This is a genomic window from Streptomyces sp. NPDC091282, assembly GCF_044757385.1.
GTDB classification, from domain to species: Bacteria; Actinomycetota; Actinomycetes; order Streptomycetales; family Streptomycetaceae; genus Streptomyces; species Streptomyces gramineus.
The window spans coordinates 523,247-548,873 of sequence record NZ_JBIVUX010000002.1; the positions used below are offsets into that span (position 1 = coordinate 523,247).

25 protein-coding genes and 1 tRNA gene are annotated in these 25,627 nt (G+C 73.9%); 9 read left to right on the forward strand and 17 right to left on the reverse strand.

Going from position 1 to position 25,627, the window contains the following annotated elements; all coding sequences use genetic code 11:
• Positions 1–20 precede the first annotated feature (20 nt).
• Both ACIQOE_RS09445 and ACIQOE_RS09450 read left to right on the forward strand, forming a co-directional pair.
• Entirely contained in the window at positions 21–950 is a 930-nt protein-coding gene (locus tag ACIQOE_RS09445; protein ID WP_365568191.1) for an NAD(P)-dependent oxidoreductase, read from the forward strand.
• A gap of 45 nt (positions 951–995) precedes the next feature.
• A complete protein-coding gene (locus tag ACIQOE_RS09450; RefSeq protein ID WP_401410714.1) occupies positions 996–2,156 on the forward strand; it encodes an iron-containing alcohol dehydrogenase family protein in 1,161 nt (386 codons plus the stop codon).
• A 31-nt stretch (positions 2,157–2,187) separates the two neighbouring features.
• Here ACIQOE_RS09450 and ACIQOE_RS09455 read toward each other — a convergent pair whose 3' ends face one another.
• From ACIQOE_RS09455 to ACIQOE_RS09490, 8 genes are all read right to left on the reverse strand, one after another.
• Positions 2,188–3,351, reverse strand: a complete 1,164-nt coding sequence (locus ACIQOE_RS09455) for a cytochrome P450 (protein WP_401410716.1) — start codon at positions 3,349–3,351, stop codon at positions 2,188–2,190.
• A 102-nt stretch (positions 3,352–3,453) separates the two neighbouring features.
• Entirely contained in the window at positions 3,454–3,882 is a 429-nt protein-coding gene (locus tag ACIQOE_RS09460) for an OsmC family protein (protein ID WP_351314302.1), read from the reverse strand.
• A gap of 27 nt (positions 3,883–3,909) precedes the next feature.
• Positions 3,910–4,644: a hypothetical protein gene (locus ACIQOE_RS09465; RefSeq protein WP_401410719.1), complete on the reverse strand. Its 735-nt coding sequence runs from the start codon at positions 4,642–4,644 to the stop codon at positions 3,910–3,912.
• A gap of 61 nt (positions 4,645–4,705) precedes the next feature.
• Positions 4,706–6,793 carry a SpoIIE family protein phosphatase gene (locus ACIQOE_RS09470; RefSeq protein WP_401410721.1) on the reverse strand — a complete coding sequence of 696 codons (2,088 nt, stop codon included), beginning with the start codon at positions 6,791–6,793 and terminating at the stop codon, positions 4,706–4,708.
• Between the two features lie 833 nt (positions 6,794–7,626).
• Positions 7,627–8,820, reverse strand: coding sequence for an XdhC family protein (locus ACIQOE_RS09475; protein WP_401410723.1), 1,194 nt, complete (start codon positions 8,818–8,820; stop codon positions 7,627–7,629).
• Positions 8,813–10,939 carry a xanthine dehydrogenase family protein molybdopterin-binding subunit gene (locus ACIQOE_RS09480; protein ID WP_401410725.1) on the reverse strand — a complete coding sequence of 709 codons (2,127 nt, stop codon included), beginning with the start codon at positions 10,937–10,939 and terminating at the stop codon, positions 8,813–8,815. Before ACIQOE_RS09480 ends, ACIQOE_RS09475 begins: the two co-directional genes overlap by 8 nt.
• Positions 10,936–11,928, reverse strand: a complete 993-nt coding sequence (locus ACIQOE_RS09485; RefSeq protein ID WP_365564703.1) for a xanthine dehydrogenase family protein subunit M — start codon at positions 11,926–11,928, stop codon at positions 10,936–10,938. The genes ACIQOE_RS09480 and ACIQOE_RS09485 overlap by 4 nt, the downstream gene beginning before the upstream one ends.
• Positions 11,925–12,485, reverse strand: coding sequence for a 2Fe-2S iron-sulfur cluster-binding protein (locus ACIQOE_RS09490; protein ID WP_351314320.1), 561 nt, complete (start codon positions 12,483–12,485; stop codon positions 11,925–11,927). The genes ACIQOE_RS09485 and ACIQOE_RS09490 overlap by 4 nt, the downstream gene beginning before the upstream one ends.
• A gap of 232 nt (positions 12,486–12,717) precedes the next feature.
• Between ACIQOE_RS09490 and ACIQOE_RS09495 the strand changes: the two genes are divergently transcribed.
• Positions 12,718–13,320 carry a TetR/AcrR family transcriptional regulator gene (locus ACIQOE_RS09495; RefSeq protein WP_365564706.1) on the forward strand — a complete coding sequence of 201 codons (603 nt, stop codon included), beginning with the start codon at positions 12,718–12,720 and terminating at the stop codon, positions 13,318–13,320.
• 57 nt (positions 13,321–13,377) lie between these two features.
• On the opposite strand, the gene ACIQOE_RS09500 is transcribed toward ACIQOE_RS09495, so the two are convergent.
• The 3 genes from ACIQOE_RS09500 to ACIQOE_RS09510 form a co-directional block, all read right to left on the reverse strand.
• Entirely contained in the window at positions 13,378–13,902 is a 525-nt protein-coding gene (locus ACIQOE_RS09500; protein ID WP_365564708.1) for an SMI1/KNR4 family protein, read from the reverse strand.
• A 107-nt stretch (positions 13,903–14,009) separates the two neighbouring features.
• Positions 14,010–14,083, reverse strand: a tRNA-Pro gene (locus tag ACIQOE_RS09505).
• 45 nt (positions 14,084–14,128) lie between these two features.
• Positions 14,129–15,556, reverse strand: coding sequence for an MFS transporter (locus ACIQOE_RS09510; RefSeq protein ID WP_401410728.1), 1,428 nt, complete (start codon positions 15,554–15,556; stop codon positions 14,129–14,131).
• Positions 15,557–15,776: 220 nt separating this feature from the next.
• Here ACIQOE_RS09510 and ACIQOE_RS09515 point away from each other — a divergent pair, with 220 nt between their 5' ends.
• Positions 15,777–16,367 carry a helix-turn-helix domain-containing protein gene (locus ACIQOE_RS09515; protein WP_351314331.1) on the forward strand — a complete coding sequence of 197 codons (591 nt, stop codon included), beginning with the start codon at positions 15,777–15,779 and terminating at the stop codon, positions 16,365–16,367.
• Between the two features lie 109 nt (positions 16,368–16,476).
• Here ACIQOE_RS09515 and ACIQOE_RS09520 read toward each other — a convergent pair whose 3' ends face one another.
• Positions 16,477–17,334 carry a dioxygenase gene (locus ACIQOE_RS09520; protein WP_365568213.1) on the reverse strand — a complete coding sequence of 286 codons (858 nt, stop codon included), beginning with the start codon at positions 17,332–17,334 and terminating at the stop codon, positions 16,477–16,479.
• Between the two features lie 71 nt (positions 17,335–17,405).
• A complete protein-coding gene (locus ACIQOE_RS09525) occupies positions 17,406–17,915 on the reverse strand; it encodes a hypothetical protein (protein ID WP_351314337.1) in 510 nt (169 codons plus the stop codon).
• Between the two features lie 129 nt (positions 17,916–18,044).
• On the opposite strand from ACIQOE_RS09525, the gene ACIQOE_RS09530 reads away from it, so the two are divergent.
• Positions 18,045–18,392, forward strand: a complete 348-nt coding sequence (locus ACIQOE_RS09530; RefSeq protein WP_362642711.1) for a cupin domain-containing protein — start codon at positions 18,045–18,047, stop codon at positions 18,390–18,392.
• A gap of 6 nt (positions 18,393–18,398) precedes the next feature.
• On the opposite strand, the gene ACIQOE_RS09535 is transcribed toward ACIQOE_RS09530, so the two are convergent.
• The gene (locus ACIQOE_RS09535; protein ID WP_351314343.1) at positions 18,399–19,430 is read right to left on the reverse strand and encodes a LacI family DNA-binding transcriptional regulator; all 1,032 of its coding nucleotides are present in this window, start codon (positions 19,428–19,430) and stop codon (positions 18,399–18,401) included.
• A 135-nt stretch (positions 19,431–19,565) separates the two neighbouring features.
• On the opposite strand from ACIQOE_RS09535, the gene ACIQOE_RS09540 reads away from it, so the two are divergent.
• The 3 genes from ACIQOE_RS09540 (at position 19,566) to ACIQOE_RS09550 (ending at position 22,667) form a co-directional block, all read left to right on the forward strand.
• Positions 19,566–20,732 carry a phytanoyl-CoA dioxygenase family protein gene (locus tag ACIQOE_RS09540; protein WP_401410731.1) on the forward strand — a complete coding sequence of 389 codons (1,167 nt, stop codon included), beginning with the start codon at positions 19,566–19,568 and terminating at the stop codon, positions 20,730–20,732.
• 24 nt (positions 20,733–20,756) lie between these two features.
• Positions 20,757–21,533: an SDR family oxidoreductase gene (locus ACIQOE_RS09545; RefSeq protein WP_401410733.1), complete on the forward strand. Its 777-nt coding sequence runs from the start codon at positions 20,757–20,759 to the stop codon at positions 21,531–21,533.
• A 129-nt stretch (positions 21,534–21,662) separates the two neighbouring features.
• Positions 21,663–22,667, forward strand: a complete 1,005-nt coding sequence (locus tag ACIQOE_RS09550; protein WP_365564717.1) for a Gfo/Idh/MocA family oxidoreductase — start codon at positions 21,663–21,665, stop codon at positions 22,665–22,667.
• A 73-nt stretch (positions 22,668–22,740) separates the two neighbouring features.
• Here the strand turns inward: ACIQOE_RS09550 and ACIQOE_RS09555 are convergent, their stop codons facing one another.
• Positions 22,741–23,301 carry a TetR/AcrR family transcriptional regulator gene (locus ACIQOE_RS09555; RefSeq protein ID WP_365568222.1) on the reverse strand — a complete coding sequence of 187 codons (561 nt, stop codon included), beginning with the start codon at positions 23,299–23,301 and terminating at the stop codon, positions 22,741–22,743.
• 128 nt (positions 23,302–23,429) lie between these two features.
• Between ACIQOE_RS09555 and ACIQOE_RS09560 the strand changes: the two genes are divergently transcribed.
• On the forward strand, positions 23,430–24,470 hold the full coding sequence (locus ACIQOE_RS09560) for an NAD-dependent epimerase/dehydratase family protein (RefSeq protein ID WP_365564720.1): 1,041 nt from the start codon (positions 23,430–23,432) through the stop codon (positions 24,468–24,470).
• Here the strand turns inward: ACIQOE_RS09560 and ACIQOE_RS09565 are convergent.
• Positions 24,458–24,646 (reverse strand): hypothetical protein, encoded by a 189-nt coding sequence (locus ACIQOE_RS09565; RefSeq protein ID WP_365564722.1) that lies wholly within the window; start codon positions 24,644–24,646, stop codon positions 24,458–24,460. The genes ACIQOE_RS09560 and ACIQOE_RS09565 overlap by 13 nt on opposite strands.
• 78 nt (positions 24,647–24,724) lie before the next feature.
• Entirely contained in the window at positions 24,725–25,627 is a 903-nt protein-coding gene (locus ACIQOE_RS09570; RefSeq protein WP_351934960.1) for a sugar phosphate isomerase/epimerase, read from the reverse strand.

The following is a 25,627-nucleotide window of genomic DNA, read 5'->3' on the forward strand; positions in this document are numbered from 1 at the left end:
TGCATCGAGCGAGGACAACGATGAGGATCGGATTCATCGGCCTGGGCAACATGGGACGCCACATGGCCCGCCACCTGATCCACGCGGGACACCTGGTCACCGTGTACGACACCCGCCCCGAGGCCGCCGTCGAGCACCTGGCGCTCGGCGCCCGCTGGGCCGACACCCCGGCCGAGTGCGTGGCCGGCGCCGAACTGCTGATCACGATGCTGCCGAACCCGCGTGTCGTCGAGGAGGTGCTGCTGCGCGGCGGCGCCGCCGAGGCGCTGCCCGAGGGCGCGCTGTGGATCGACATGTCGACCTCCACCCCGGCCGTCGCCGACCGGATCGCCGCGGACGTCCTGGACCGGCGCGGGGTACGCCGGCTGGACGCCCCGGTGAGCGGCATGGCGCACGGCGCGGAGGCCGGGCGGCTGCAGATATTCGTCGGCGGCGCGGCGGACGACTTCCGGATGTGCCTGCCCGTCCTGGAGGTCCTGGGCGACCCCGACAAGGTGCTGCACGTGGGGCCGCTCGGCACCGGCTACACGGTCAAGCTGATGATCAACCTGCTGTGGTTCAGCCACCTCGTGGCCACCTCCGAGGTGCTGGCCATGGGCACCAAGGCGGGCGTGGACCTCGGGGTGCTGCGCGGTGCGCTGCTGGCCAGCCCGGCCGCCTCGCACTTCCTGGAGCGGGACCTGCTGTCCGTGCTGGTCGACGGCGACTACGACGACTCGTTCGCCATGGTGCTGGCCTGCAAGGACCTCGGTCTCGCCGTGGACCTCGGCCGTGACCTCGGCGTCCCCACGGAGCTGTCCGCACTCGTGGAGCAGATCTACCGCCGCTCCCGGGCCCAGCACGGCGACCTGGCCGGGGAGATGAGCCCGGTGCGCCTCTACGAGGACCTGGCCGGACGGGAGTTCCGTCTCCCGCGCCCGGAGGAGGCCCTGCTGAGCACTCCCGTCTGAGCCGAACCCCCTCCCTCTTCCCCGCGTCCCCAGGAGCCGTACGCCATGGGCGAGTCCCTCACCGGTCAGCTGACCGTCGACCCCACCTGCCGCATCGAGTTCGGCCCCGGCCGGCTCTCCCGCCTGCCCGACCTGATCGCCTCCCTCGGCTCGGACCGCGCGTTCGTGGTCACCGACCGCGGACTGCGGGCCGCCGGGATCGCCGGCCAGGTGCTCAAGGTGCTCGACGCGGCGGGCGTCGAGCACGCGGTGTACGACGGGGTCGGCGCCAACCCGTCCACCGGCAACGTCGACGAGGGCGCCGCCCGGGCCCGGGAGTTCGGCCCCGCGGTGGTCGTCGCCCTCGGCGGCGGCTCGGTCCTGGACGCGGCCAAGGGCATCTCGCTCCTGGTGGGCAACGCGGACGCGGCGGCGGCCGACGCGGACGCGCTGTGGGAGGCGCTGGACGGGCTGCCGCTGATCGCGATCCCGACCACCTCGGGCACCGGCGCGGAGACCAACGGCTTCGGTGTCATCGAGGACACCGGGGCCCGCCGCAAGGTGTACATCGGGCATCCCTCGGTCAAGCCCAGGATCGCGCTGCTCGACCCGGAGCTGACGCTCGGCCTGCCGGCCCGGATCACGGCCGCCACCGGCATCGACGCCCTGGTGCACGGCATCGAGTCGCTGGCCTCGCGCGGCGCCAACCCGGTGTCGCAGGCGTACGCGACGCAGGCGGTCGCCATGATCGGCCGCTGGCTGCCCCGCGCCCACGCCGACGGCTCGGACCTGGAGGCACGGGCCCAGCTGATGCTCGGCGCCCACCTGGCGGGCCAGGCGCTGACCGTCTCCGGACTCGGCCTCGTGCACGGCATCGGGCACGCGCTGACCGCGCACACCGGCACCCCGCACGGGGTCGCGCTGGCCGCCGTCCTGGAGGAGGTCCTGGAGTTCGGCGCACCGGCCGCGGCGGACGCGTACGAGCGGACCGCCCGCGCCCTGCGCCTCGATCCGCCCGCCGACGGCGACTGGGCCCGCGCCGCGGTGGACGCCGTCCGGGAGATCTCCGGCGCGCTCGGCGTCAAGCAGCCGCTGCGTGAACTCGGCGTCCGCCCTGACCTGTTGCGTCCCATCGCCGCGGGCGCCGTGGCGGACGCGGTCACCAGGAACGCCCCGCGGCAGCCGACCGAGGAGGAGGTCCTGCGGATCCTGGAGGCGGTGTACTAAGAGCGCCGGTCCGGCGGGCCCGGCGGGACCGTCACCAGCGCACATGCAGGGTCGGCGGCTTGCGGAACACCAACCCGTGCGGTGCGGCGGGCCGTTCCGGGTCGAGGCGCAGCGCGGGCAGGCGGTCCAGCAGGCGCCGCAGGGCGATCCGGGTCTCCAGGCGGGCGAGGTGCGCGGCGACGCAGTGGTGCGGGCCGTGGGCGAAGCCCAGTTGGAGGCGGGCGTTGTCGCGGCGGACGTCGAACCGGTCCGGGTCGGGGAAGACCGCCGGGTCGCGGTTGGCGCCGGTGAGGGAGACGGTGACCAGGTCGCCGCGTCGGACGGCCGCCGTCCCGAGGACCACGTCACGGGTGGCGTAGCGGTCCACCACCGCCGCTCCGGGCTCCAGCCGCAGGGACTCCTCCACCGCACCGTCCAGGAGGTCGGGATCGGCCCGGACCAGGGCGAGTTGGGCGGGGTCGCCGAGCAGGTGGAGCAGCGCGTTGGTGATCATCGCCTCGGTGGTCTCGATACCGCCGAACATCATGACCGCCGCGTTGGAGGCCACTTCGGGCGGTGTCAGCCGGCCGGCGGCGGAGACGAGGAGCGAGGACGCGTGCCGGTCGGCGATCGTGGCCTCCACGGCGGCCCGCAGCTCCGCGTAGGCGGCGGCACCGGCCGGACCCGCCGCCACTCCCTCGGTGATGTCCGAGACGGCCCGTACGATCGCGTCGTACCAGGCCAGGACCGTGTCCGTGGTCGCGCCGGCCAGGCCGAGCGCCTCGGTCACCACGGCGACGGCGAGCGGTCCGGCGAAGGTACGGCGCAGTTCGGCGGCTCCGGACGGTTCCAGGCCGGTGATGAGCCGGTCGGTCTCCCCCTCGATGAACGCGGCGAAGCCGTCGTGCACGGCGCGGGGCCGGAAGGGAGCGGCGAACGGCTCGCGGTGCCGGGCGTGCGCGGCACCGTCGAGGGAGAGCATGCTCGGACCGACGACCTGGGCGGTGGAGAAGCGCGGGTCGTCCACGGTGAAGGTGGCGGAGTCCCGCATCACGTCCACCGCGAGGTCGCGGCGGGTGACCAGCCAGCCGTTCAACTCGGGCAGCCAGGACACCGGTTCGCCGGCACGCAGCCGGGCCAGAAGCGGGTGCGGATCACGGGCGAGTTCGGCGAGCGTGGTGGAGGCGCCGAGCGGGAAGGCACCGGCGGTGCTCATCGGGCGGTCCGGCCGGAGGAAGGGAGTCCGTTCACCTCCTCACCCAATCACGGCGGCCCGGCGGCCCGTCGGCCGCCCCGGGAGCGACGGGCCGCGGGCGGTTCAGTCGTCCTCGACCGAGACGGCGACGGGGGTCCCGGCCTCGATGGTGCGGCTGACCGTGCACAGCCGGTCGTGCGAGACGGCGACGGCGCGGGGCAGGATGGCGCGGGCCCGGTCGCCCGACGGGCCGTCCGGGAAGGTGACGGAGAAGGAGACCGCGAGGTCCGTCATCCGGTTGCCGCCCTCGTCGGTGACCTTGTGGCCGCTGACGGTGACGGTGAAGGCGTCCGGTTCGACGTGCCGGCCGGTGGCGACGTCGACGTCGGCCGCGGTGCAGCCGCCGATCGCGGCGAGCAGGAGCTCCACCGGGGTGAACTCGGTGCCGTCGGCGGTGCCGAAGCCGATCGTGCCGCCGCGCGCGTTCGTCGCGGTGAAGTGTCCGGTGGCGGTGCGCTCGACGGTGACCAGGCGCAGGGAGTCTTCGCTCATACCGCCGAACCTAAGGCAGGACGGCCGTCAGCGCAGGATGTTGACGGCCCGCGCCACCACCAGGACCACCGTCACCAGGGACACCGAGGACTGCAGCATCATCAGCATCTTGGCCCAGCGCGACAGCGGCATCACGTCGGTCGGGCTGAAGGCGGTGGAGTTGGTGAAGGACAGGTACAGGTAGTCCAGGAAGGCGGGCTCCCAGTCCGCCGGGGCGGTCTCGGGGCTCTGCATCTGCACGAAGAGGAAGTCAGCGTACTGGTGGTGGCCGCGGACCCGGGCCATCGGGCCGCCGCGGTCCCACTCCCAGTACCAGAGCGCGAACACGATCACGTTCGTCAGCCAGATGCCGCCGCCGGTCAGCAGCAGCGGTCCGGCCTCCGCGCCCTCGGTGCCGTCGACGAGGCCCGCCACCAGCCGGACCGCCGCCCAGCCGTTGGCGAGGCTGATCACGCCCATCAGGGCCAGGCCCAGCAGTCGCAGCCACCGGGTGCGGGGTTCCACCCTCCGGGGGTTGCCGGCGATCAGGCCTGCCAGCAGGGCCAGTTCGAGGGCCGGCAGCGCCCAGTAGGGCTGGAGGGCGAGGCGGTGCGGCAGCATCAGCTGGAGCGCCACGGCCACCAGGATGACGGCCGTCACGGCCCAGCGCGGCTCGCCCCGCGTGGCCCTGCGCCACGCGGGCACCACCTGGCGTTCGCCGTCGGCCAGCAGCCGTTCAAGCCTGGCCGGCCGGCCCTCGGCGTCGCTCCCCGGGTCGTTCATGGTGACGATTGTCCACGAGGCGGCCGGCCGGCCCCACGCCGCCCGGCGGCTGTGCCGTGCTTCACGGGTCCGGCGGCAGCAGGGGCCGGGCCCTGGCGATGAGCAGGGCGACGTCGTCCTCGCCGCCGGGCGGCCGCAGCGTCTCCAGGATGCGTTCGCAGGTCAGCTCCGGATCGTGGCCGCGGGTCGCGGCGAGGGCGTCGAGCAGGGTGTCCAGGCGGGCGTCGATGGCTTCGTCGCGGGTCTCCACCAGGCCGTCGGTGTAGAGGACCAGTTGGTCGCCGGGCCGGAAGTCGACGGTGGCGGCCTCGAAGGGCACTCCGCCGACGCCGAGCGGGACGCCGGCGGGCAGGTCGAGGAGCCGTGCCGGGCGACCGGCCCGCAGCAGCGCCGGCGGCAGGTGCCCGGCGAGGCACATCCGGCACTCGCCCCGGTGCGGGTCGCAGACGCAGTACAGGCAGGTGGTGATGGCCTGGTCGCTTCCCTCGATGAGGTGGTCGAGGTGGTACAGGGCCTCGTCGGGGGCGAGGTCGAGTTCGGCGAAGGCACGGGCGGCGCTGCGGAGTTGGCCCATGGTGGCGGCGGCGTTCAGTCCGCTGCCCATGACGTCCCCGACGACCAGCGCGGTCTTGTCGCCCCGCAGCGGGATGGCGTCGTACCAGTCGCCGCCGATCTCGCTCATGGCGCCGGCCGGCTGGTAGCGGCAGGCCACCTCCAGGCCCGGCAGCCGGGTCGGGAGCTGCGGGAGCAGGCTGCGCTGCAGGGTGAGGGCGGCGTGGCGCTGGGCCTGGTAGCCGCGGGCGTTGTCGATGCAGACCGCGGCGCGGGCGGCCAGTTCGGAGGCGAGGAACACGTCGTCCTCGTCGAAGGGCGCGGCGTTGCGGGTCCGGGCGAGGGCCAGGGCGCCCAGGACCTCGCCCCGGGCGGGCAGCGGTACGACCAGGTAGGAGTGGACGCCGGCGGCGGCGAGGAGGGCGGCGGCGCTCTCGTCGCGGGTGATGAGGTCCAGGTCCCGGCGGGTGGTGCGGGAGAGCAGGACCGGGCGGCGGGTGCGCACGCACCGGGAGACCAGGCGGTCGCTGTCGTAGGTGACGAGTCCGCCGGGCGGGTGCGCGGCGCGGACCGCGTCGCCGTCGTGGGCCGCGCTGACGGCCAGGGTACGGAAGCACAGGCGGCCCTCGTGCGCGACGGTCCGGCCGTCGAGCGCCCGGTCGAGGACGTCGACGGAGGCCACGTCGGCGAGGTCAGGTACGACGACGTCGGCCAGTTCGCGGGCCGTCGTCTCCAGGTCGAGGGTGGTGCCGACGGAGGCGGACGCCCGGGCGATCATGGCAAGGCGGTGCCGGGCCTCGGCCGCCTCGGTGGCCGCCCGGTACCGTTCGGTGACGTCGATGACGGAGTACGCGAGGCCGAGCACCCGGCCTCCGGAGTCCTCCAGCCGGTAGTACGAGACGGACCAGGCGTGGTCGTGGTCGGGGTCGCCGGGCGGACGGCAGACGATGTCCCGGTCCACCACGGACTCGCCCGTCTCCAGGACCCGGCGCAGCCGCGCCTCGGGGCCGGTGTCCAGGTAGGTGAGGATCTCGCCGGCGGTCCGGCCCAGGCGTTCGGCGGCGGACTGGCCCGTGATGCGTTCCAGGGCCGGGTTGACGGCCCGGTAGCGCAGGTCCGAGTCGAGGATGGCCAGGCCGACCGGGGACTGGGACACCAGTCGTATGGCCAGGGCCGCGTCCAGTTCGACCCGCTCCACCGCGGCCCGGTCGGCGGCCAGGCCGAGCGCGTAGGAGCCGCCGAGGTCGTCCAGCAGCCGCATGTTGCGGAACTCCACCAGGCGGGTGCTGCCGTCCTTGTGCCGGACGGGGAAGACCCCGGCCCAGTTCCGGCCGGTCTCCATGACCCGCGTGAACAGCCGTACCAGTTCGTCCCGGTGCTCCTCGTGGACGATCAGCCGGGCCGCGTACTGTCCCAGCGCCTCGGCCGCGCTGTGGCCGAACAGTTCCTCGGCCTTGGGACTCCAGAGGACCACCTGGCCCTCCGCGTTCAGCACCACCGCGGCGACGCCGAGCAGGTCGAGCAGGCCGCTGGGCGGTGCGTGGGAACCGGTCGCCGACCGGTCGTCGGCTGCTCGGGAGGAATCCGTCGCGTCCATCCCTCACCTTCCCCTCCCGCCCGGTGCTCTCGCTCGTGCCGCATCGGCGGGCGTGCTGTCTTCATCCATGGTCGCCCCAGACCGACGAGGTCCACACCTGGGCCCGCCCCGACGCCCCGTCCCCAGCCCCGGCCGACCCCCTCCCGCCCACCTCCCACCGCAGGTCGGACGCCCTCCAGCCCCGCCCCGCCCCCGTCGGCCGGTCCCGGCCACCGGTGCCCCCCGATCCCGGCCGGCCACGACCCGGCTGATCACCGGACCCGCCAGCCAGAACGGGCACGCTCCGGCGCCTACGGCCCGTGTGCGCCCGAGTCCGGCGCGCACGGACCGGGGCCGCTCGCACCCGGCGCGCACGAGCCGGGGGCGCGCTGACCCGGCGCCAGCGGACGCGGGCTCTCCGACCTGGCGCCGAGGGACTGGGGCTCTGCGACCCCGGCGCCAACGGACCGGGGGCGCGCTGTTCCGGCGCCAACGGACCGGGGGCGCGCTGTTCCGGCGCCAACGGACCCGGGCTCTCCGGCCCGGCCCCACCGACCGAGGACGCCGACCCGGCGCCCACGGACCGGATGCGCTCGCGCCCGACGCTCACGGACCGGGGCGCGCTGAGCCTGCGCCCACGGACAGGGGCTCTGCGACCCGGCGCCCACCGACCGGGCGACCGGTCACCTGGTCGCCGCGCACCGGGGGCAGCCGGTGTGTGCCGGGGTACGGTCACGGGGTGCCGGGCGGTGCCTGCTGTCGTGGCGCGGCCCGGCGGGCCGCCGTCGGCCGTGGAGCCGCGCGGCAGCGAAGGCGGTCCGGAACGGAGAAGACCGGGCGGCCGCCGTCGGCGGTCAGCCCGGGCGTACCGGTGACTTCCTGGTCGTGATCACGGTGTCCGGGGTGGTGCGGCGGGCCGGGGCCCGGTCCGCCGCCGGCCGGTGGATCGGTGTCGCCGAGCCGGTGAGCGGTGCGCCCGTCCCGCCCCGCCGGATCGCGACGATCTCCGCCGCGATGGACATCGCGGTCTCCTCGGGCGTGCGGGCGCCGAGGTCGAGGCCGATCGGCGACCTGAGGCGCGCCAGCTCCGCGTCGCCGAGGCCCGCCGCTCGCAGCCGGTCCTCGCGGTCGGCGTGCGTGCGGCGGGAGCCCATCGCGCCGACGTACGCCACCGGCATCCGCAGGGCCGCCGCCAGCAGCGGCACGTCGAACTTGGCGTCGTGGGTCAGCACGCACAGGACCGTGCGCGGGTCGGTCCGCGTGCTGCGGAGGTAGCGGTCCGGCCAGTCGACGACGACCTCGTCCGCCTCCGGGAAACGGGCCCGGGTGGCGAAGACGGGACGGGCGTCGCACACGGTCACGCGGTAGCCGAGGAGCTTTCCGGCCCGTACGAGCGCGGAGGCGAAGTCGATCGCGCCGAAGACGATCATCCGGGGCGGCGGGACGCGGGTCTCCACGAACAGGGTGAGGCCGCCGGGGCAGTGCGAGCCGTCCTCGGAGATCTCGACGGTACGGGTGCCGCCGGCGGCCAGCGTCGCCAGGGCCTCGGCGGTGACGCGCTCCCTCGGGAGGGAAGCCGGAGTGCCGTGCGCCGGAGCCGGCCGGTCCTCGCCGGGGGCGCGCACGGCCGTACCCAGCAGGTCGGCGGGCCCCCGGACCACCCGCGCGAGGGCCACCGGCTCTCCGCGGGCGGCCGCCCGCAGCGCCGCCTCGTACGTCCCGCGGTCCGGTGCGTCGCGGGTGACCGGCGTGACCAGGACCTCGATCACCCCGCCGCACGTCAGCCCCACCGCGAAGGCGTCCTCGTCGCTGTAGCCGAAGCGCTCCACGACCGGTTCGCCGTCTTGGAGCGCCTGCACGCACAGGTCGTACACCGCGCCCTCCACACAGCCGCCGGAGACCGACCCGACCGCCGTGCCCGCGCCGTCGACCGCGAGGGCGGCGCCGGGCGGGCGCGGCGCGCTGCCGCCGACGGACACCACCGTGGCGACGGCGAAGTCCCGGCCCTCCGCGGCCCACGCGCTCAGCTCCGCCGCGAGGTCAAGCATCCCGGCCCGCCCGCAGCACGCGGTCGGGGCGGATGGGCAGGCTGCGGTGGCGTACGCCGGTCGCGTGCCAGACCGCGTTGCCGACCGCGGCCGCCGCGCCCACGATGCCGATCTCGCCGATGCCCTTGATGACGACGGGGTCGTCCTCGTCCGGGTCCTCGGCCAGCCAGTCCGCCTCGATGGACGGGACGTCGGCGTTGGCCGCGAAGTGGTAGCCCGCGAGGTCGGCGCCGACGTGGGCGCCCGACGCCTGGTCCCGGACCGCCTCCTCGTGCAGGGCCATGGAGATGCCCCAGGTCATGCCGCCGACGAACTGGTTCCTGGCGGTCAGCGGGTTGACGATCCGGCCGGCCGCGAAGATGCCGAGCATCCGGCGCACCCGTACCTCGCCGGTCGTGACGTCCACGGCGACCTCGGCGAAGTGGGCGCCGTAGGAGTGCCGTTCCTTCTGCGGGAGGGCCGCGAGGGCCGCCGTGGTGTCCGAGCGGACGGTGATGCCCTGCGCGGGGATGCCGCCGCCCAGCGCGAGGCGTTCGCGCAGTTCGTCGGCGGCCGCGGTGACCGCCCAGGACCAGGAGCTGGTGCCCATGGAGCCGCCCGCGATCATGGCCGGCCCGAAGTCGCTGTCCCCGATCAGGACGCGCACGCGGTCGGGGGTCACCTCCAGCGCGTCGGCGGCGACCAGGGTGAGCGCCGTGCGCGCGCCGGTGCCGATGTCCGCGGCGGAGATCCGGACGGTGAAGCCTCCGCCGGCCTCGGCGGTCACGGTCGCCGTGGACGGCAGGGCTCCCGCGTGGAAGGTGGCAGCCGCCGTTCCGGTGCCGAGCAGCCAGCGGCCGTCGCGGCGCAGGCCGGGACGCGGGTCGCGGTCCGCCCAGCCGAACCGCCGGCCGCCCTCCCGGAAGCAGGCGGTCAGTGCGCGCCCGGCGAACGGCAGTCCGGACACCGGCCCGGTCTCCGGTTCGTTGCGGACGCGCAGTTCGATCGGGTCGATGCCGAGCTTCGCGGCCAGTTCGTCGAGCGCGGACTCCAGCGCGAACGAGCCCGGCGCCTCGCCCGGCGCGCGCATCCAGGTCGGCGTCGGCACGTCGAGCCGTACGATCCGGTGGGCGGTGTGGTGGGCCGGGGCGTCGTACAGGACCCGGGCCGGCATGGCCGCGGGCTCCAGGAACTCGTGGACGGTCGAGGAGAGGTTCAGCGACCGGTGCTCCAGCGCGCGCAGCCGCCCGTCGGGGTCGGCGCCGAGCCTGACGTGCTGGGCCGTGGGGCTGCGGTAGCCGACCAGGGAGAACATCTGACGGCGGGTCAGGACGACCCGGACGGGGCGGCGCAGGAGGGTCGCGGCCATGACGGCGGCCACCTGGTGGGCGCGGACGCCCTTGGAACCGAAGCCGCCGCCGATGTGCTCGGAGCGCACGCGCACGGAGTCCGGGTCGAGGGAGAACAGGCTGGCGAGTTCGCCCTTGACCCAGATGGCGCCCTGGTTGGAGTCGACGACCTCCAGGCGGCCGCCGTCCCAGCGGGCGGTGGCCGCGTGCGGCTCCATCGGGTTGTGGTGCTCCTCGGGCGTGGTGTACTCGGCGTCCACGACGACGGCGGAGCGGGCGAGTTCGGCCTCCAGGTCGCCCTTGGCGGTCACGGCCGCGGCGTGCGGCACGTCCGCCGCGGTGTACGCGTCCGGGCGCCCGTCGGCGAACGTGATGTCGTGCGGCTCCCGTTCGTAGCGCACCACGAGCCGCTCCGCGGCCTCCCTGGCCTGTTCGGAGGTCTCGGCGACGACCAGCGCCACGGGCCAGCCCGCGTGCGGCACCCGGTCGTGCTGGAAGAGCGCGATGGACGGGTCGGGCTTGTTCCCCATGAGGCCGGCGTAGTCGGTCTCCAGGTGCGGGGCGTTGCCGTGGTGCAGGACGGCGAGGACGCCGGGCAGGGCGAGGACGGCCGCGTCCTCGACGGCGGTGACACGGCCGCGGGCGACCGTGGACAGCACGAGCCAGCCGTGGGCGAGTTCGGCGAAGGGGATCTCCCCGGCGTAGCGGGCGGCGCCGGTGACCTTGGCGTGTCCCTCCACGCGGGTGTGCGCGGTGCCGACGGAGCCCTTCAGGGGCGTGACGGTGGTCATCGGGCCGCCTCCTCGGCGAGTTCGGTGAGGACGGCCACCATGAGGTTGCGCATCAGGGTCACCTTGTATCCGTTGTGCGGAAGGGGCCGGGCCGCGGCGAGTTCGGCGTCCGCGGCGGCGACGAAGGTGCGGGCGTCGGCCGGTGCGCCCGTGAGCACCCGCTCGGCCTGCGACGCCCGCCAGGGCCGGGACGCGACCGCCCCGAGGGCGAGCCGCGCCTCCCGTACGGTGCCCGCCTCGACGTCGAGCGCGGCGGCGACGGATCCGATGGCGAACGCGTACGAGGCCCGCTCGCGGACCTTGCGGTAGCGCGAGGCGGCGGCGACCGGTGCGGGCGGCAGGGTGACGCCGGTGATCAACGCGCCGGGCGGCAGGGCCGTCTCCCGGTGCGGTGTGTCCGCGACCGGCAGGTAGAACGCGGCGAGCGGCACCTCCCCCGGCCCGTCGGCCGTCTCGTAGGAGACGACGGCGTCGAAGGCGGTGAGGGCCACGCCCATGTCGGAGGGGTGTACGGCCACGCAGTGGCCGGAGGCGCCGAGGATCGCCGCGTTGTGGTGCTCGCCGGTGACGGCGGGGCAACCGCTGCCCGGGGTGCGCTTGTTGCACGGCTGGGTGACGTCGGTGAAGTAGCCGCAGCGGGTGCGCTGGAGCAGGTTGCCGCCGACGGTGGCCATGTTGCGCAGCTGCCCGGAGGCCCCGGCCAGCACCGCCTGCGCCAACGCCGGGTAGCGGCGGCGTACTTCGGGGTGGGCGGCGAGGTCGCTGTTGGTGACGGTGGCGCCGATCCGCAGGCCGCCGCCGGGGGTCTTCTCGATGCGGTCCAGGGGCAGTTCGCGGATGTCGACGAGGCGGGCGGGCCGCTCGACGCCGGTCTTCATGAGGTCGACGAGGTTGGTGCCGCCGCCGAGGAACCGTGCCTCGGGGTCGGCGTCGAGGACCGCGACCGCGCCGGGGACGTCGAACGCGCGCTGGTAGCCGAACTCCCTCATGCCGCCGCCTCCGTGGTGCCCTGCTCCGCCGCCGCCCGCGCGACCGCCCGGACGATGGACACGTACGCGCCGCAGCGGCACAGGTTGCCGCTCATCCGCTCGCGGATCTCCTCGGCGGTCAGCGGCGGCGGGCCCGCCTCGGGCCGTACGTCGCCGGTGGCGGCGCTCGGCCAGCCGGCCGCGTGCTCCTCGATCACGGCGACGGCCGAGCAGATCTGGCCGGGCGTGCAGTAGCCGCACTGGTAGCCGTCGAGGTCGAGGAAGGCCTGCTGCACGGGGTGCAGCCGTTCGCCGTCGGCGAGTCCTTCGACCGTGGTGATCTCCCGGCCCTCGGCGGCGACCGCCAGTTGCAGGCAGGAGACGGTCCTGCGGCCGTCGACCAGGACCGTGCAGGCCCCGCACTGCCCCTGGTCGCAGCCCTTCTTGCTGCCGGTGAGGTCGAGCCGCTCGCGCAGGGCGTCGAGGAGGGTGGTGCGGTGGTCGACGGACAGGGAGTACTTCTCGCCATTGATGTGCAACGTGATGGCGCTGTGCGTAGAGGGATGGGATGGAGCCATGATCAGCCTTCTTTCGCAGATCCGGAGCGCGCCGTGAAGGCGGTCCGGTACGCGGGCGTGGGGGAGGATCGGGGGCACCGGAGGGCAAAGAAGCAGCTCAGTGGATGGCTTGATCAGGTCGGCCGGGACTATGATGCGTCCAATCGGACAGCTGTCCGCTCTTACGGGCAACGTACCGGACACTTGTCCGCTTAGCAAGGCGGCTCCTCGGCGAGCCCGCGAGGAGGCAGGCGTGCCGGAGAAGCCGGAGAAGCCCGGGAAGAAGGACGCGGGGCTGCGCTCGGACGCGCAGCGCAACCGCGAACGCATCCTGGACGTGGCGCTGGCCGAACTGACCCGCTGCGCCGACGTCCCGCTGAGCGCGATCGCCAAGAAGGCGGGTGTCGGCCAGGGCACCTTCTACCGGAACTTCCCCAACCGCGAGGCCCTGGTCCTGGAGATCTACCGCCACGAGATGCAGCTGGTCGCCGACTGCGCGACCGAGCTGCTGGCGACCCGGGAGCCCGACCGGGCGCTGCGCGCCTGGATGGACCGGCTCGCCCTGTTCGCCATGACCAAGGCCGGCCTGGCCGACGCGATCCGGCAGGCCACGCGCGCGGCCGGGGCGACGGCGAAGCCCGAGCACACTCCGGTGACGGACGCCTCGGACCGCCTGCTCCGCGCCGCCGAGAAGGCCGGCGCCATCCGCCCCGGCGTCACCGCGGACGACTTCTTCCTCGCCATCAGCGGCCTGTTCACCATCGACCCGCAGGGCGACTGGCAGGCCCGCTCCGCCCGCCTCTTCGACCTGGTCATGGACGGCCTGCGCACCGGAGCCCCGGGCCCGCAGTCATGACCGTGCCGCCCCCGGCGGCGACACCACTCCCCCGGTCACCCCGCTCGTGCGCCGTCGTCAGCCCATCGGCTGGAAGAACGGGCGATCCGGCGGGAAGCGGCGAGAGCGCACCGTCACGTCCTCACCCCTGAGGTAGGCCAGCAGCCACTCGCCGAACGTCATGTCATGGAGCGTCCAGGCCGGGCTGTCCAACTCGACGACCACGACCCGCCAGGGCACCGAGGAGTCCTCCGGGACGCGGAGGAAGACGGATTCCCCCGTCACCGCCGACGCCACCGGCATCAGTTCACCGGGATGCGCGCCGGCCGGACCCGGCAGGTACTCCGCCATGTCGTCCTCGCGGAAGAGTTCGAGATCTCCCCTGACGGATTCCGCGAGGTTGTGCAGCAGGTGACCGGCCGGATGCTCCACGTACAGCTGGTCGTTGACGCAGACCGAACCGTAGGCGTCCACGATCTCGCGGAAATCCTCGGGGAACTCGATTCCGAACTCCCGCCGCATGCCGTCCCACGGCGCCGGATCCGTCCAGTTGAATCCGGGTTCGCCCAGCAGGGACCGAATCTCGGCGAATGCCGACCTCACCGCACCTCCTCCGGCGGGATTCCGCGTCCCGCTCCCCGTCCCCCGCAACGGCCGGAGGCCGGACTCGGTTGGTTCCGAGTCCGGCCTCCGGTTGCGACTGTCTCCAGTCGGGACGACAGGATTTGAACCTGCGACCCCTTGACCCCCAGTCAAGTGCGCTACCAAGCTGCGCCACGTCCCGCTACGCCATCACGCGGTGCACACCGCGTGATCACGCAGGTCAACATTACCGTACGCGTGCGGGTGCTGCCGCCGCCCGCTCCGTGACCGCTACGGTGACGCGCCGGTCGCGGCGGGCCGGGACCAGGAGCGCGGCCCCGGCGGCGGCCAGGCAGAACAGGGCCAGCAGGGTCCAGGCGTGGGTGTAGCCGGAGGCGTAGGGCAGGCCGGAGGGCTGGAGCCGGCCGGTGACCAGGACGCTGGTGAGCGCGGCGCCGATGGAGCCGCCGATGGTACGGATGTTGGCGTTCATGCCGGTCGCGGCGCCGGTCTGCTCGGGCGGCACGCTGCCGACGACGAGGTTGGCCATGGAGGCGAAGGCCAGGCCGATGCCGAGGCCGAACAGGCCGGAGACGACGGCGATCTGCCACTGCGCGGTGTGCCACAGGGCGAGCAGCCCGAGCGCGAGGGCACCGAAGGCCGCGCCCGCGGTGAGGAGCGCCTTCGCGCCCACCCTGGGCTCCAGCCGGCCGCTGAGGATGCCCGAGCCGAACATCGCGAGCAGCATCGGGAGCATCAGCAGTCCGGACGCGGTGACGCTGGCGCCGAAGCCGTACCCGGCGACGGACGGCGTCTGGAGGAAGCCGGGCAGGAAGGACCAGAGCGCGTACATGCCCGCGCCGAACAGCAGGGCGGCGGCGTTGGTGGTCCAGACGACGGGCAGCCGCATGACGCGCAGGTCGATCAGCGGGTTGCGGGAGCGGGCCTCGGCCAGCAGCCAGATTGCGAACAGCACGACGGCCGTACCGAACAGGCCGAGCACCTTGGCGGAGCCCCAGCCCCACTGTCCGGCCTGGCTCAGCGGCAGCAGCAGCGCCACCAGCCAGGCGGAGAGCAGCCCGGCGCCGAGCCAACTGACGCTGCCCTCGGCCCTCTTGGGCGACTCGGGGACGTAGCGGGCGGCGATCAGGACGGTCACGGCGACCACGCCGACCGGGATCCAGAACAGCCAGCGGTAGTCCAGCGCGGAGACGATGGGACCGGCGGCGACGATGCCGACGCCGCCGCCGGCCGCGATCACCGCGGACAGGTTGCTGATGCTGCCGCTGACCTCGGACGGGGCGAACTCGTCGCGGATGATGCCGAAGGAGAGCGGGAACAGGGCGCCGCCGACGCCCTGGACGACCCGGGCGAGGATCAGGACGCCGATGTTCGGCGCGAGGGCGGCGAGCAGACAGCCGGCCAGGACGGCCAGCAGGACGGCGACGAGGGTGCGCTTCTTGCCGGTCAGGTCGCCGACCCGGCCGAGTATCGGGGTGAAGACGGAGGCGGACAGCAGGTAGGCCGTCATCACCCAGGTCGCGTTGGACTGCGAGGTGTGCAGGGCGTGCTGGACGGTCGGCAGGGCCGGCGCGACCAGCGACTGGAGCATGGAGAACACGCCGGCACCGGTCGCGAGGACCGCGAAGGTGAGGCGGGTGGACTTCCGGGGCATGAAGGAGCCTCTCCGAACATCGGACACGGAGGGAAACAACGAGGAAGGGGGGTGTCTGGGCGGGTGCGGAAGGGCGCGGGCGCAGGCCGCGTCCGGCCGTGGCGGGCCCTTCTCGCACTGCTAAAGTGGAGGTACCCCTCCACTGTACTGGAGGCGGACCTCCGCTTCAACCGAAGTCGAGGAATCCCTCCGGTTCACCTTCGTCCCCCGGGAGGCAGCAGTGACCGCCGGCACCTTCCCCGTCAGTGAGATCGTCGCGTCCCGCAGACCGCACCGGAAAGACGCGGCCCGCAACTACGACGCGCTGCTCGCGGCCGCCCGCGAGGCGTTCGCCGAGAACGGCGCGGAGGCCTCCCTGGAGGACGTCGCGCGCCGCGCCGGGGTCGGCATCGGCACGCTGTACCGCAACTTCCCCACCCGCCGGGACCTCTTCGAGAGCGTGTACGCCGACGAGGTCAACACCCTGTGCCGGGTGGCCGTCGACCTCGCCGAGCAGGAGCCCTGGCAGGCCCTGACCGCCTGGCTGGACCGGTTCACCGCCTACATGGTCACCAAGCGCGCGGTCCGCGACGCCCTCAACGACGAGTCGGAGATCTTCCAGGCCTGCCGCGACTCGATGTACGGCGCAGGCGGCCCGCTGCTGGAGCGGGCCCAGAAAGCCGGCGTGGTACGGACGGACATGGAGATCGGCGACCTGCTGCGGATGGTCTCGGGCATCACGGCGACGGCCTTCGAGGACGAGACCCAGCGCGACCGGGTGATGGGCATCGCGCTGGACGGCGTCCGGGCGGCACGGCAGACCGCCCTCTAGCGGGTGAGGCCCACGCGAGGAGAAGCCTCCCCGGCGGGCGCGGTGAGCGCGGCGCCGGGCCGGAGGAGCACGCGGGCCGGACGGGTCCCGCACCCGAGGTCCGGCGGGTTCACGCACGCTCCAGCACGAGGTCGAACCGGGCGTGCCGGAACGGGTTCGGCACGCCGAACTCCGCCGCGAGCGCCGGGTCGTCGGTCGGCGTGAAGTCCTTGACCAGGCTCTCCTTGACCGCGAACACGGCGTCGGAGTCCAGGTACTCGCCGCCCGCGACGAAGACGTGCGTGGTGACCGGCGCGTGTCCCGCGGCCGAGGCGATGAAGTGGACGTGGGCGGGACGGTAGGGGTGCCGGCCGGTGGCCTTGAGCAGGGCGCCCACCGGGCCGTCGGCCGGGACCGGGTAGGCGCGGGGCACGCAGGTACGGAACCGGAAGCGCCCCTCGGCGTCGGCGGTGAACAGGCCGCGGCCGTTGCCGGACGGCTGGACGCCGGGCTGCTGGACGTCGTAGAAGCCGTGCGGGTCGGCCTGCCAGACGTCCACGACGGCGCCGGGCAGCGGGGTGCCGTCGGTGGACCGGACCACGCCGCTGATCACACAGGGTTCTCCCGTGCCCACCAGGTCGATGTCCGCGCCCAGCTCCCGGACCGGGGACTCGGTCAGGTGGAAGGGGCCGAGGACGGTGGACTCGGTGGCGCCGGGCGCGCGGTGCGCGTTGACCGTCTCGACCACCGTCGACAGGCCGAGGACGTCCGACAGCAGGATGAACTCCTGCCGGGTGTCGGTGCAGGTCCGGCCGGTCTCGGTGAGGAAGGCGACCGCGTTCTCCCACTCGGGCGGGGTCAGCCGGGTCTCGCGCGCGAAGGCGTGCAGATGCCGGATCAGCGCGGCCAGCAGCTCGCGCAGCCGGGGGTCGTCGGTGTTCCGCAGGCTCTCGACGGCCTCGGCGGTGACCGCGTCGACGGTTGTCATACCGGCTCCTTGCCCGGGAGGAACAGTGACCAGAAGTGATCGTAGACCGTTGACCGTTCAAGGAACCGGATCTACTTGATCAGCGCGTTGGCGACCACCACGATCACCCCGAGCAGCGCGTCGAGCAGGCCGATGAGGACGGCCGCGGGCCAACTCCGCGCCGACCGGCGGGCCGTGACGAGACCGAGCCCGAACAGGATCACGATGTTCAGGAGGAACGCCGGGTACTCGACGCCCTTGGGCGGCCACCAGTTCCAGCCGGCGCCCGCCAGCAGGAAGACCGTGGGCAGCACCGCCGTGACCAGCGGCCACTCCAGGGCCAGGGCGCGCAGCCCGTCCCAGCGCCGGTGCGGGGCGCGCTCGGCGATGTAGTGGGCGTAGCCGTGCGCCAGGGCGGAGGCGCCGGCGGTCACCAGGAGCCACAGCGCGTCGTAGCGGCGGCTGGCGGCGGAGGTGTGGCCGTACTGGGTGAGCGCCGCGACCATCGAGGAGGCCAGCACGGCGCCGTAGACCCCGCCGAACAGGACGGCCTCGCGGGTGTCGTGGGAGTGCGGCTCCGCCACCGCCGTGGAGTCGGCCATGCCCTCCACGATCGCCCCGGCACGCCGCGCCCGCCAGTCCGGCGGCCCGACGAAGTGTCCTCCCACCAGGCCGGATGCCCCACACCCTGTCCACGCCCAGGGTGCGTCCGGGCTCGCTAGGGTCGCCGTATGACGACGCACAGCTTCGCCCTCCACATCCCCGACGCCGACCTCGAACCGGAGCCGCTGGATGCGGCCCAGATCCTCTCCGGCACCCCCGAGGTCACCGGGAAGGTGGTCTGGGAGTCGGCCGATGGCAAACAGATCCGCGGGATCTGGCAGATCACCCCGGGTGTGGTCACCGACACCGAGGCGGACGAGCTGTTCGTGGTGGTCAGCGGCTCGGCGACGATCGAGGTGGCGGACGGCCCGACGCTCACGGTGGGGCCCGGGGACATGGCCGTGCTCCGCGCGGGCGACCGTACGACGTGGACGGTGCACGAGACGCTGCGCAAGGCGTACGCGATCACCCTGTGAGCGCGCTCAGCGGACCGTGGCGGCGGGCATGTTGTAGGGCGTGACCACCTGGATGGCCGACGGCAGGGTCGGGCCCGCGGGGGGCAGCGCGCCCTGCGCGCGCATCACCAGGTGGCAGGCCTCGCGCATGTCGTGGCGCAGGTCGTGGTGGAGGACGGCGGACAGGCGGTGCTCGCGCAGCAGGCGGGTGTTGTCGTGGTCGAGGTCGTGGGCGACGAACACGGCGCACTCCCGTCCCAGGTCGGCGAAGGCGCGCAGGGTCGCGTTGTTGCCGCCGCCGATGGAGTAGACGGCCCGGATCTCCGGGTCGCGTTCGAGTGCCGCGCGCACCAGGTCGTACTGGGTGGCGTCCAGGCCCTGTCCCTCGGCGATCTCCACCACGGTGCGCTCGGGATGGGTGGCCCGCATGACGCTGCGAAAGCCCATCTCGCGCTCCTCCTCGTTGCGGAAGAAGCCGCTGCTGAGGCTGGTGAGGACGTTGCCGGGGCGGTCGCCGAGCCACTGGCCCGTCAGGTAGGCGGCGGTGGCGCCGGCCGCCCTGTTGTCGCTGCCGACGTAGGCGAGCCGGCCGCTGGCGGGCAGGTCGGTGACGAGGGTGACGACCGGGATGCCCGCCGCCCGCAGACGCCCGACGGCCTCGGTGACCTCGGGGACGTCCGGCGCCTTGAGGATCACGCCCTGCGAGCCGCGGCGGGCCGTCCGGTCGAGCGTCGCCACCAGCTCGGCCACCGGCCCGGTCTCCCGGAAGTGGAACCGCGAGCGCACCACCGCCGGGTGCAGCGAGGGCAGCTCGGCCTCCAGCGCGCCGCGCACCGCGGTGGTGAACCGCTCGGGAGCCTGCATCACGATGTCGACCATGAAGGTGCGGCCCACCAGCCGGACCTGGGTGCGCTGCCGGTCCAGGTCGGCGATCGCCTGCCGCACCTCCCGCCGGGTGCTCTCCCGCACCCCTCCCCTGTCGTTCAGGACCCGGTCCACGGTGGCCTCGCTGAGCCCTGCCTGACGTGCGATCTCCCGGATCGGGAAGGGGTGGCCCACGACCTGGCTCCTTGAGGGGTTTTTGATGGCTCGCTGCTGGTTGTTCGAGGGGTTTGTACTGACAAGAATGGCAGAGCCCCGCCGCTCCCAGGGCCCCGGGCCGTGACCATGGCCCTGACCGAAAGAAGGACGCCGATGTCCCTCGCCGCCGAACAGGACCGCGCCTGGCTCTCCGGGCAGGACTGCGATCTCGACACCTTCCGCGCGCTGGTCGAGCGGACCACCGATCCGGCCGACTACCCGCACGCCGCGGCCGTCGAGCAGAACGTCCTCGTCTACGACAGCGAGCGGCTGCGCGCCCGCGACACGTCCCACGGCATCCGCACCGAACTCGTGCGCGCCCTCACCGACGGCCCCGGCGTCGTCGTCTTCAAGGGCGCCTTCCCCGATCCGACGGTCGTGGACCGGGCCTCGGCGGTGTTCGACGCGCTGATCTCGGAGCAGAAGGAGTCGGGCGCGCGGGCGGGCGACCACTTCGCCAGGCCCGGCGCCAACGAACGGGTGTGGAACGCGCTGGAGAAGGCGGCGCTCTACGACCCGGAGGTGTTCGCCGACTACTACGCCAACGACATCCTGGCCCTGGTCTCCCGGGCCTGGCTGGGCCCCGGCTACCAGGTCACCTCGCAGGTCAACGTGGTCAACCCGGGCGGGGTGGCGCAGACCGCGCACCGCGACTACCACCTCGGCTTCCTCTCCGACGAGCAGGCCGGGGCCTACCCGGCCCACGTGCACCGCCTCTCCCCCGCGCTCACCCTGCAGGGCGCGGTCGCGCACTGCGACATGCCGGTGGAGTCCGGGCCCACGCTGTACCTGCCGTACTCCCAGACCTACGAGCCGGGTTACCTGGCCTGGCGGCGCCCGGAGTTCCAGGAGTACTTCAAGGCCCGTCACGTGCAGCTGCCGCTGGCCAAGGGCGACGCGGCGTTCTTCAACCCGGCGGTGTTCCACGGCGCCGGCACCAACCGGAGCGTCGACGTGCGGCGGACCGCCAACCTGCTCCAGGTGTCCTCGGCCTTCGGCCGGGCGATGGAGACCGTGGACCGGGAAGCGGTGACCAACGCGGTCTACCCGGTGCTGCGCCGGCGCCAGGAGGAGGGCGCCTCCGAGGCGTGGCTGGACCACGTCATCGCGGCGAGCGCCGAGGGCTACCCGTTCCCGACCAACCTCGACAACGATCCGCCGGTCGACGGCATGGCCCCGCCCTCGCAGGCGGACCTGGTGCGCCGGGCGCTGCGCGAGGGCTGGGCGACCCGCGTGCTGCGGGACGAACTGCGGGCCGCCACGGTCCGGCGCGAGAGCTGAGCGAGCGGAAAGGCCAAGGAATCCATGGGACTTCTCGACGACAAGGTCGTCCTCGTCAACGGCGGCAGCCAGGGCGTCGGCGCCGCCGTCGCGCGGGCCGCGGTGCGTGAGGGCGCCGCGGTCGCCGTCACCGGCCGCCGTCCCGGGCCCGGCGAGGCGCTGGCGGCCGAACTCTCCGCCGCCGGCGGCGAGGCGCGGTACATCCGGGCCGACGTGTCGGACGCCGGGCAGGCCAGGTCCTCGGTGGCCGAGGTGATCGGGGCGTGGGGCCGGATCGACTGCCTGGTCAACGCGGCGGGGCTGACCTCCCGGGGCACCCTGCTGGACACCACGCCCGAACTGTTCGACCAGCACATCGCGGTCAACCTGAAGGGGCCGTTCTTCGCGATGCAGGCGGCGGTGGCCGACATGGTCGCCCGCAAGGCGCCCGGCACCGTGGTCAACATCATCACGTCGTCCGCGCACGGCGGGCAGCCGTTCCTCGCGCCGTACGTCGCGGCCAAGGCCGGGCTGATCGGGCTGACCCGCAACGCGGCGCACGCGCACCGCTGGGACCGGGTGCGGATCAACGGCCTCAACATCGGCTGGACGGCGACGGAGGGCGAGGACGCCACGCAGCGGGAGTTCCACGGGGCGTCGGACGGGTGGCTGGACGAGGCCGCCGCGCGGCTGCCGATGGGCAAGCTCGGCCAGCCGGACGAGATCGCCGACTTCGTGGTGCTGCTGCTGTCGGACCGGTCGGGCGTGGTGACCGGCTCGGTGATCGACTGGGACCAGAACGTGCTGGGCGGGCTCGACTGAGGGGCTGCCACGCCGGGTCACGGGCCGCCCGCGGCCGCGTCGTGGCCGATCGCGCCCATGCGGCTAAGCCGCACATCGGTACAGCCCCGCGCCCCTCGGGACGCGTACACATCAAGGAGTAACACCCTCATGCGTATCGGAATCCTCGGCCTCGGCCGCATCGGAGCCTTCCACGCCGAGACCCTGTCCGGGCTCGACGCCGTCGAGTCGCTCGTCCTCACCGACCCGTTCGCGGACGCCGCCAAGGCCGCCGCCGAGAAGTTCGGCGGCGAGGTCGTGGACTCGCCCGAGGCGCTGCTTTCCGCGGGCGTGGACGGCATCGTGGTGGCGGCCGCCACCGACGCCCACCCCGCGCTGATCCTGGCGGGCGTCGAGGCCGGCATCCCGGTCTTCTGCGAGAAGCCGGTCGCCAAGCGGATGAGCGAGGGCGTGCGGGTCCTGGAGGCGGTCCGGGACACGGGCGTGCCCATCCAGATCGGCTACAACCGGCGGTTCGACGCCGGGTTCGCCGCCGCGCGGGCCGCCGTACAGGCCGGCGAGCTGGGCGCGCTGCACACCGTCCGGTCCACCACCCTGGACCCGGCTCCGCCGCCCGCCGCCTACGTCGCGGTCTCCGGCGGGATCTTCCGGGACTGCTCCGTGCACGACTTCGACATCATCCGCTGGGTGACCGGCCGTGAGGTCACCGAGGTGTACGCGGCGGGCGGCAACCGGGGCGCCGACTACATCAAGGAGGCGGGCGACGCCGACACCACGGGCGCGATCCTCACCCTGGACGACGGCACCCTCGCGGTGGTCTCCAACTCCCGCCACAACGCACGGGGTTACGACGTCCGCATGGAGCTGCACGGCTTCCGGGACTCGATCGCGGTCGGCCTGGAGGACAAGCTCCCGCTGCGTTCGGTCGAGCCGGGCGTGACCTTCCCCGCGGGCACCCCGCACGACTTCTTCATGGACCGCTTCACCGCGGCCTACCGCGCCGAACTCGCCGCGTTCACCGAGGTCGTGGCCGGCTCCCGGCCCTCTCCCTGCACGGTGGAGGACGCCCTGGAGGCCGGCTGGATCGCGGAGGCCTGCACCCTGTCTCTGCACGAGCACCGTCCGGTGTCGATCGCAGAGGTGCGCGGAGCCTGACACCGCGCACGGCGGGGCGGGGCACCGGGACCGAAGCACGCGGTCCGGGCGCCCCGCCCCGCCCTTTCGGTGTTCACCGGGCCCGCAGCCCGTCCACGACGAGTTCCAGGATCCGCGCCGCCCGCGCCTGCGCGTCGCCGCGCGCCGGGTCGATCCGCCACAGGACGCTGAGCTGGAGGAGCACGTCCTCGGGGTCGACGTCCGGCTTCAGCGTGCCGTCCGCCGCGCCCGCGTCGAGCAGGACCGCGATGGCGCGCACGAACGGCTCGTACATCGGGTCGGCGCCGCCGCCCATCGCCGCGTGCACGACCTCCGAGACGCCGAACTTGAGCCTGCCGTAGCGGGCCACCTCGTCGCACCAGCGGCGCAGGGCCACCAGCGGCGGATGCGTCCGCAGCAGCTCGGGCGCGAGGTCGATCAGGTGCTGGAGGTCGTGCCGGTACAGCTCCATGATCAGCGCCTCCCGGGTCGGGAAGTGCCGGTAGAGCGTGCCGATGCCGACCCCGGCCGTGCGGGCGATCGCGGAGAGCGACGCCGAGGTGGCGGCGGAGAGTTCCGCGCGGGCGGCGGCCAGGATCCGGTCCCGGTTGTCGCGGGCGTCCTTCCGCGTCGGCTTCGAGGGCTGCGGGTTCACGGTGTCAGTCGTCCGTCCGGTGTGGATTGCTATCCGGAGGCCCCTCCGGTACGTTGGGAGACGTAGCGGAGGGGTCTCCGTTTCATTGCCGATTCTGGCACATCCCAGCACATCCGTGGAGGTCAGTCATGCCCGAACTCGTCCTGGTGACCGGCGGCACCGGATACATCGCCGGCTGGTGCGTCGCCGAGCTGCTGCGCCGCGGCTACGACGTGCGGACGACCGTGCGCGCACCGGGCCGCGAGCAGGCGGTCCTCGACGCCGTCTCGACGGTCGCCGACCCGGCCGGGCGGCTGGACTTCGCCGTCGCCGACCTCACCGCCGACGCCGGGTGGGAGGCCGCGGTGAAGGGCGTCGACCGGGTGCTCCACGTGGCCTCCCCGCTGGGCGTGAGCGCCACGGCACCCGATCTGGTCACCCCGGCCCGGGACGGCACCCTGCGGGTGCTGCGGGCGGCCACCGCGGCGGGCGTACGGCGGGTGGTGATGACGTCGGCCGCGAACGCCGCGAGCCCGTCGTCGTACGCCACGCAGGGCGTCACCGACGAGACGCTGTGGACCGATCCGGAGGATCCCACGCTGATCCCCTACCGGCGGGCGAAGACCCTCGCCGAGCTGGCGGCCTGGGAGTTCATGCGGGAGCACGGCGGCGCGACCGAGCTGACCACCGTGCTGCCCGGCGCCGTCTTCGGGCCGGTGCTGGCGCCGGACACCGCCGGTTCCGTCGGGATCGTCGCCCGGATGCTCTCCGGCGCGATGCCCGGCGTGCCCCGCATCGGGCTGGAGGTGGTGGACGTCCGTGACCTCGTGGACGTGCACCTCGGCGCGATGACCTCACCGGCCGCCGCGGGCGAACGGTTCCTGGCCACCGGCGAGTTCGTGTGGATGGCGGACCTGGCGCGGTTCCTGCGGGAGGGTCTGGGCGAGCGCGGACGGCAGGTGCCGACGCGCACTCTGCCGGACTTCGCCGTGCGCCTCGCGGCCCGCTTCCGGGACCCCTCGCTGCGGGAGATCACCCCGGCGCTGGGCCGGCGCAACCGGCACACCACCGAGAAGGCGGCGCGGCTGCTCGGCTGGCGGCCGCGGCCGGCCCGCGAGACGGTGCTGGACTGCGCCGAGAGCCTGTTCGCCCACGGCGCGGTCCGGGTCCCGGCGGCTCAGAGGCCGTAGCGGACCGCGAACTCGTCCGGGTCGTAGGCGTCCCGGTCCGGGTCGTGACCGGTCGCCGGCCTGGTCTCGACCATGTCCTCCGGCAGGATCCGGTCCGGGAGCGCGCCGAAACGCCGGTGCCGCGCCTCCTCGGCCGCGGTGTCCGCGTCCGGCCGTGCCCGCTCTTCGTCCGTCATCGTCGCCCCCATGGCCATCGTCCGGTGTCGTCCCGTCGACCCTGTGAACGTCCGGACCCCGGGCGCGTGTTCCCGCCCTCAGGCCCCGCAGGACCGCAGGAACTGCCGGGTGCGCACCGCGATGGGCAGCGGCTTGTCCGGCTCGCAGGGGTACATGTCCTGCTCGACGATGGCGAACAGGTCGACGCCGAGGCGCTGCGCCGCCTCCATCACCGGGCCCAGCTCCGGCACGCCGGCGGGCGGTTCGCACATCACGCCCTGCGCCACGGCCGGCCCGAACGGGGTGCCCTTGGCCTGCACGTCGGCCAGGATCGCCGGGTCCACCTGCTTGAGGTGCAGGTAGCCGATCCGCTCGCCGTAGGTCTCGATCAGCTTGACGCTGTCGCCGCCGCAGTACGCGTAGTGGCCGGTGTCCAGGCAGAGGCCGACCAGGTCCGCGTCGGTCGAGTCGAGGAAGCGCTCCACGTGCTCCTCGGTGTCGATGTGGGTGTCGGCGTGCGGATGGACGACGATGTCCAGGCCGTACCGCTCCTTGACCTCGTGGCCGAGGCGTTCCATGCCCTTGGTCAGGTGGGCCCACTGCTCGCCGGTCAGCTCGTGCGGCTCCAGGATCTCGGCGGTCTTGTCGTCCCGCCAGAAGGACGGGATGACCACCAGGTGCTTCGCGTCCATCGCCTGGGTGAGCGCGGCGACCTGGCTGACGTGCTCCCAGGTGGACTCCCAGACGGCCGGGCCGCGGTGCAGGCCGGTGAAGACGGTGCCGGCCGAGACCTTCAGGTTCCGCCGGCCGATCTCGTCGGTGAGGCGGGCCGGGTCGGTGGGGAGGTAGCCGTACGGGCCCAGTTCGATCCACGGGTACCCGGCCTCGGCGACCTCGTCGAGGAAGCGTTCCCAGGGCACCTGCCGGGGGTCGTCGGGGAACCAGACGCCCCAGGAGTCGGGGGCCGAGCCGACACGGATGCGGTCGAGGGCGTTCGCCAT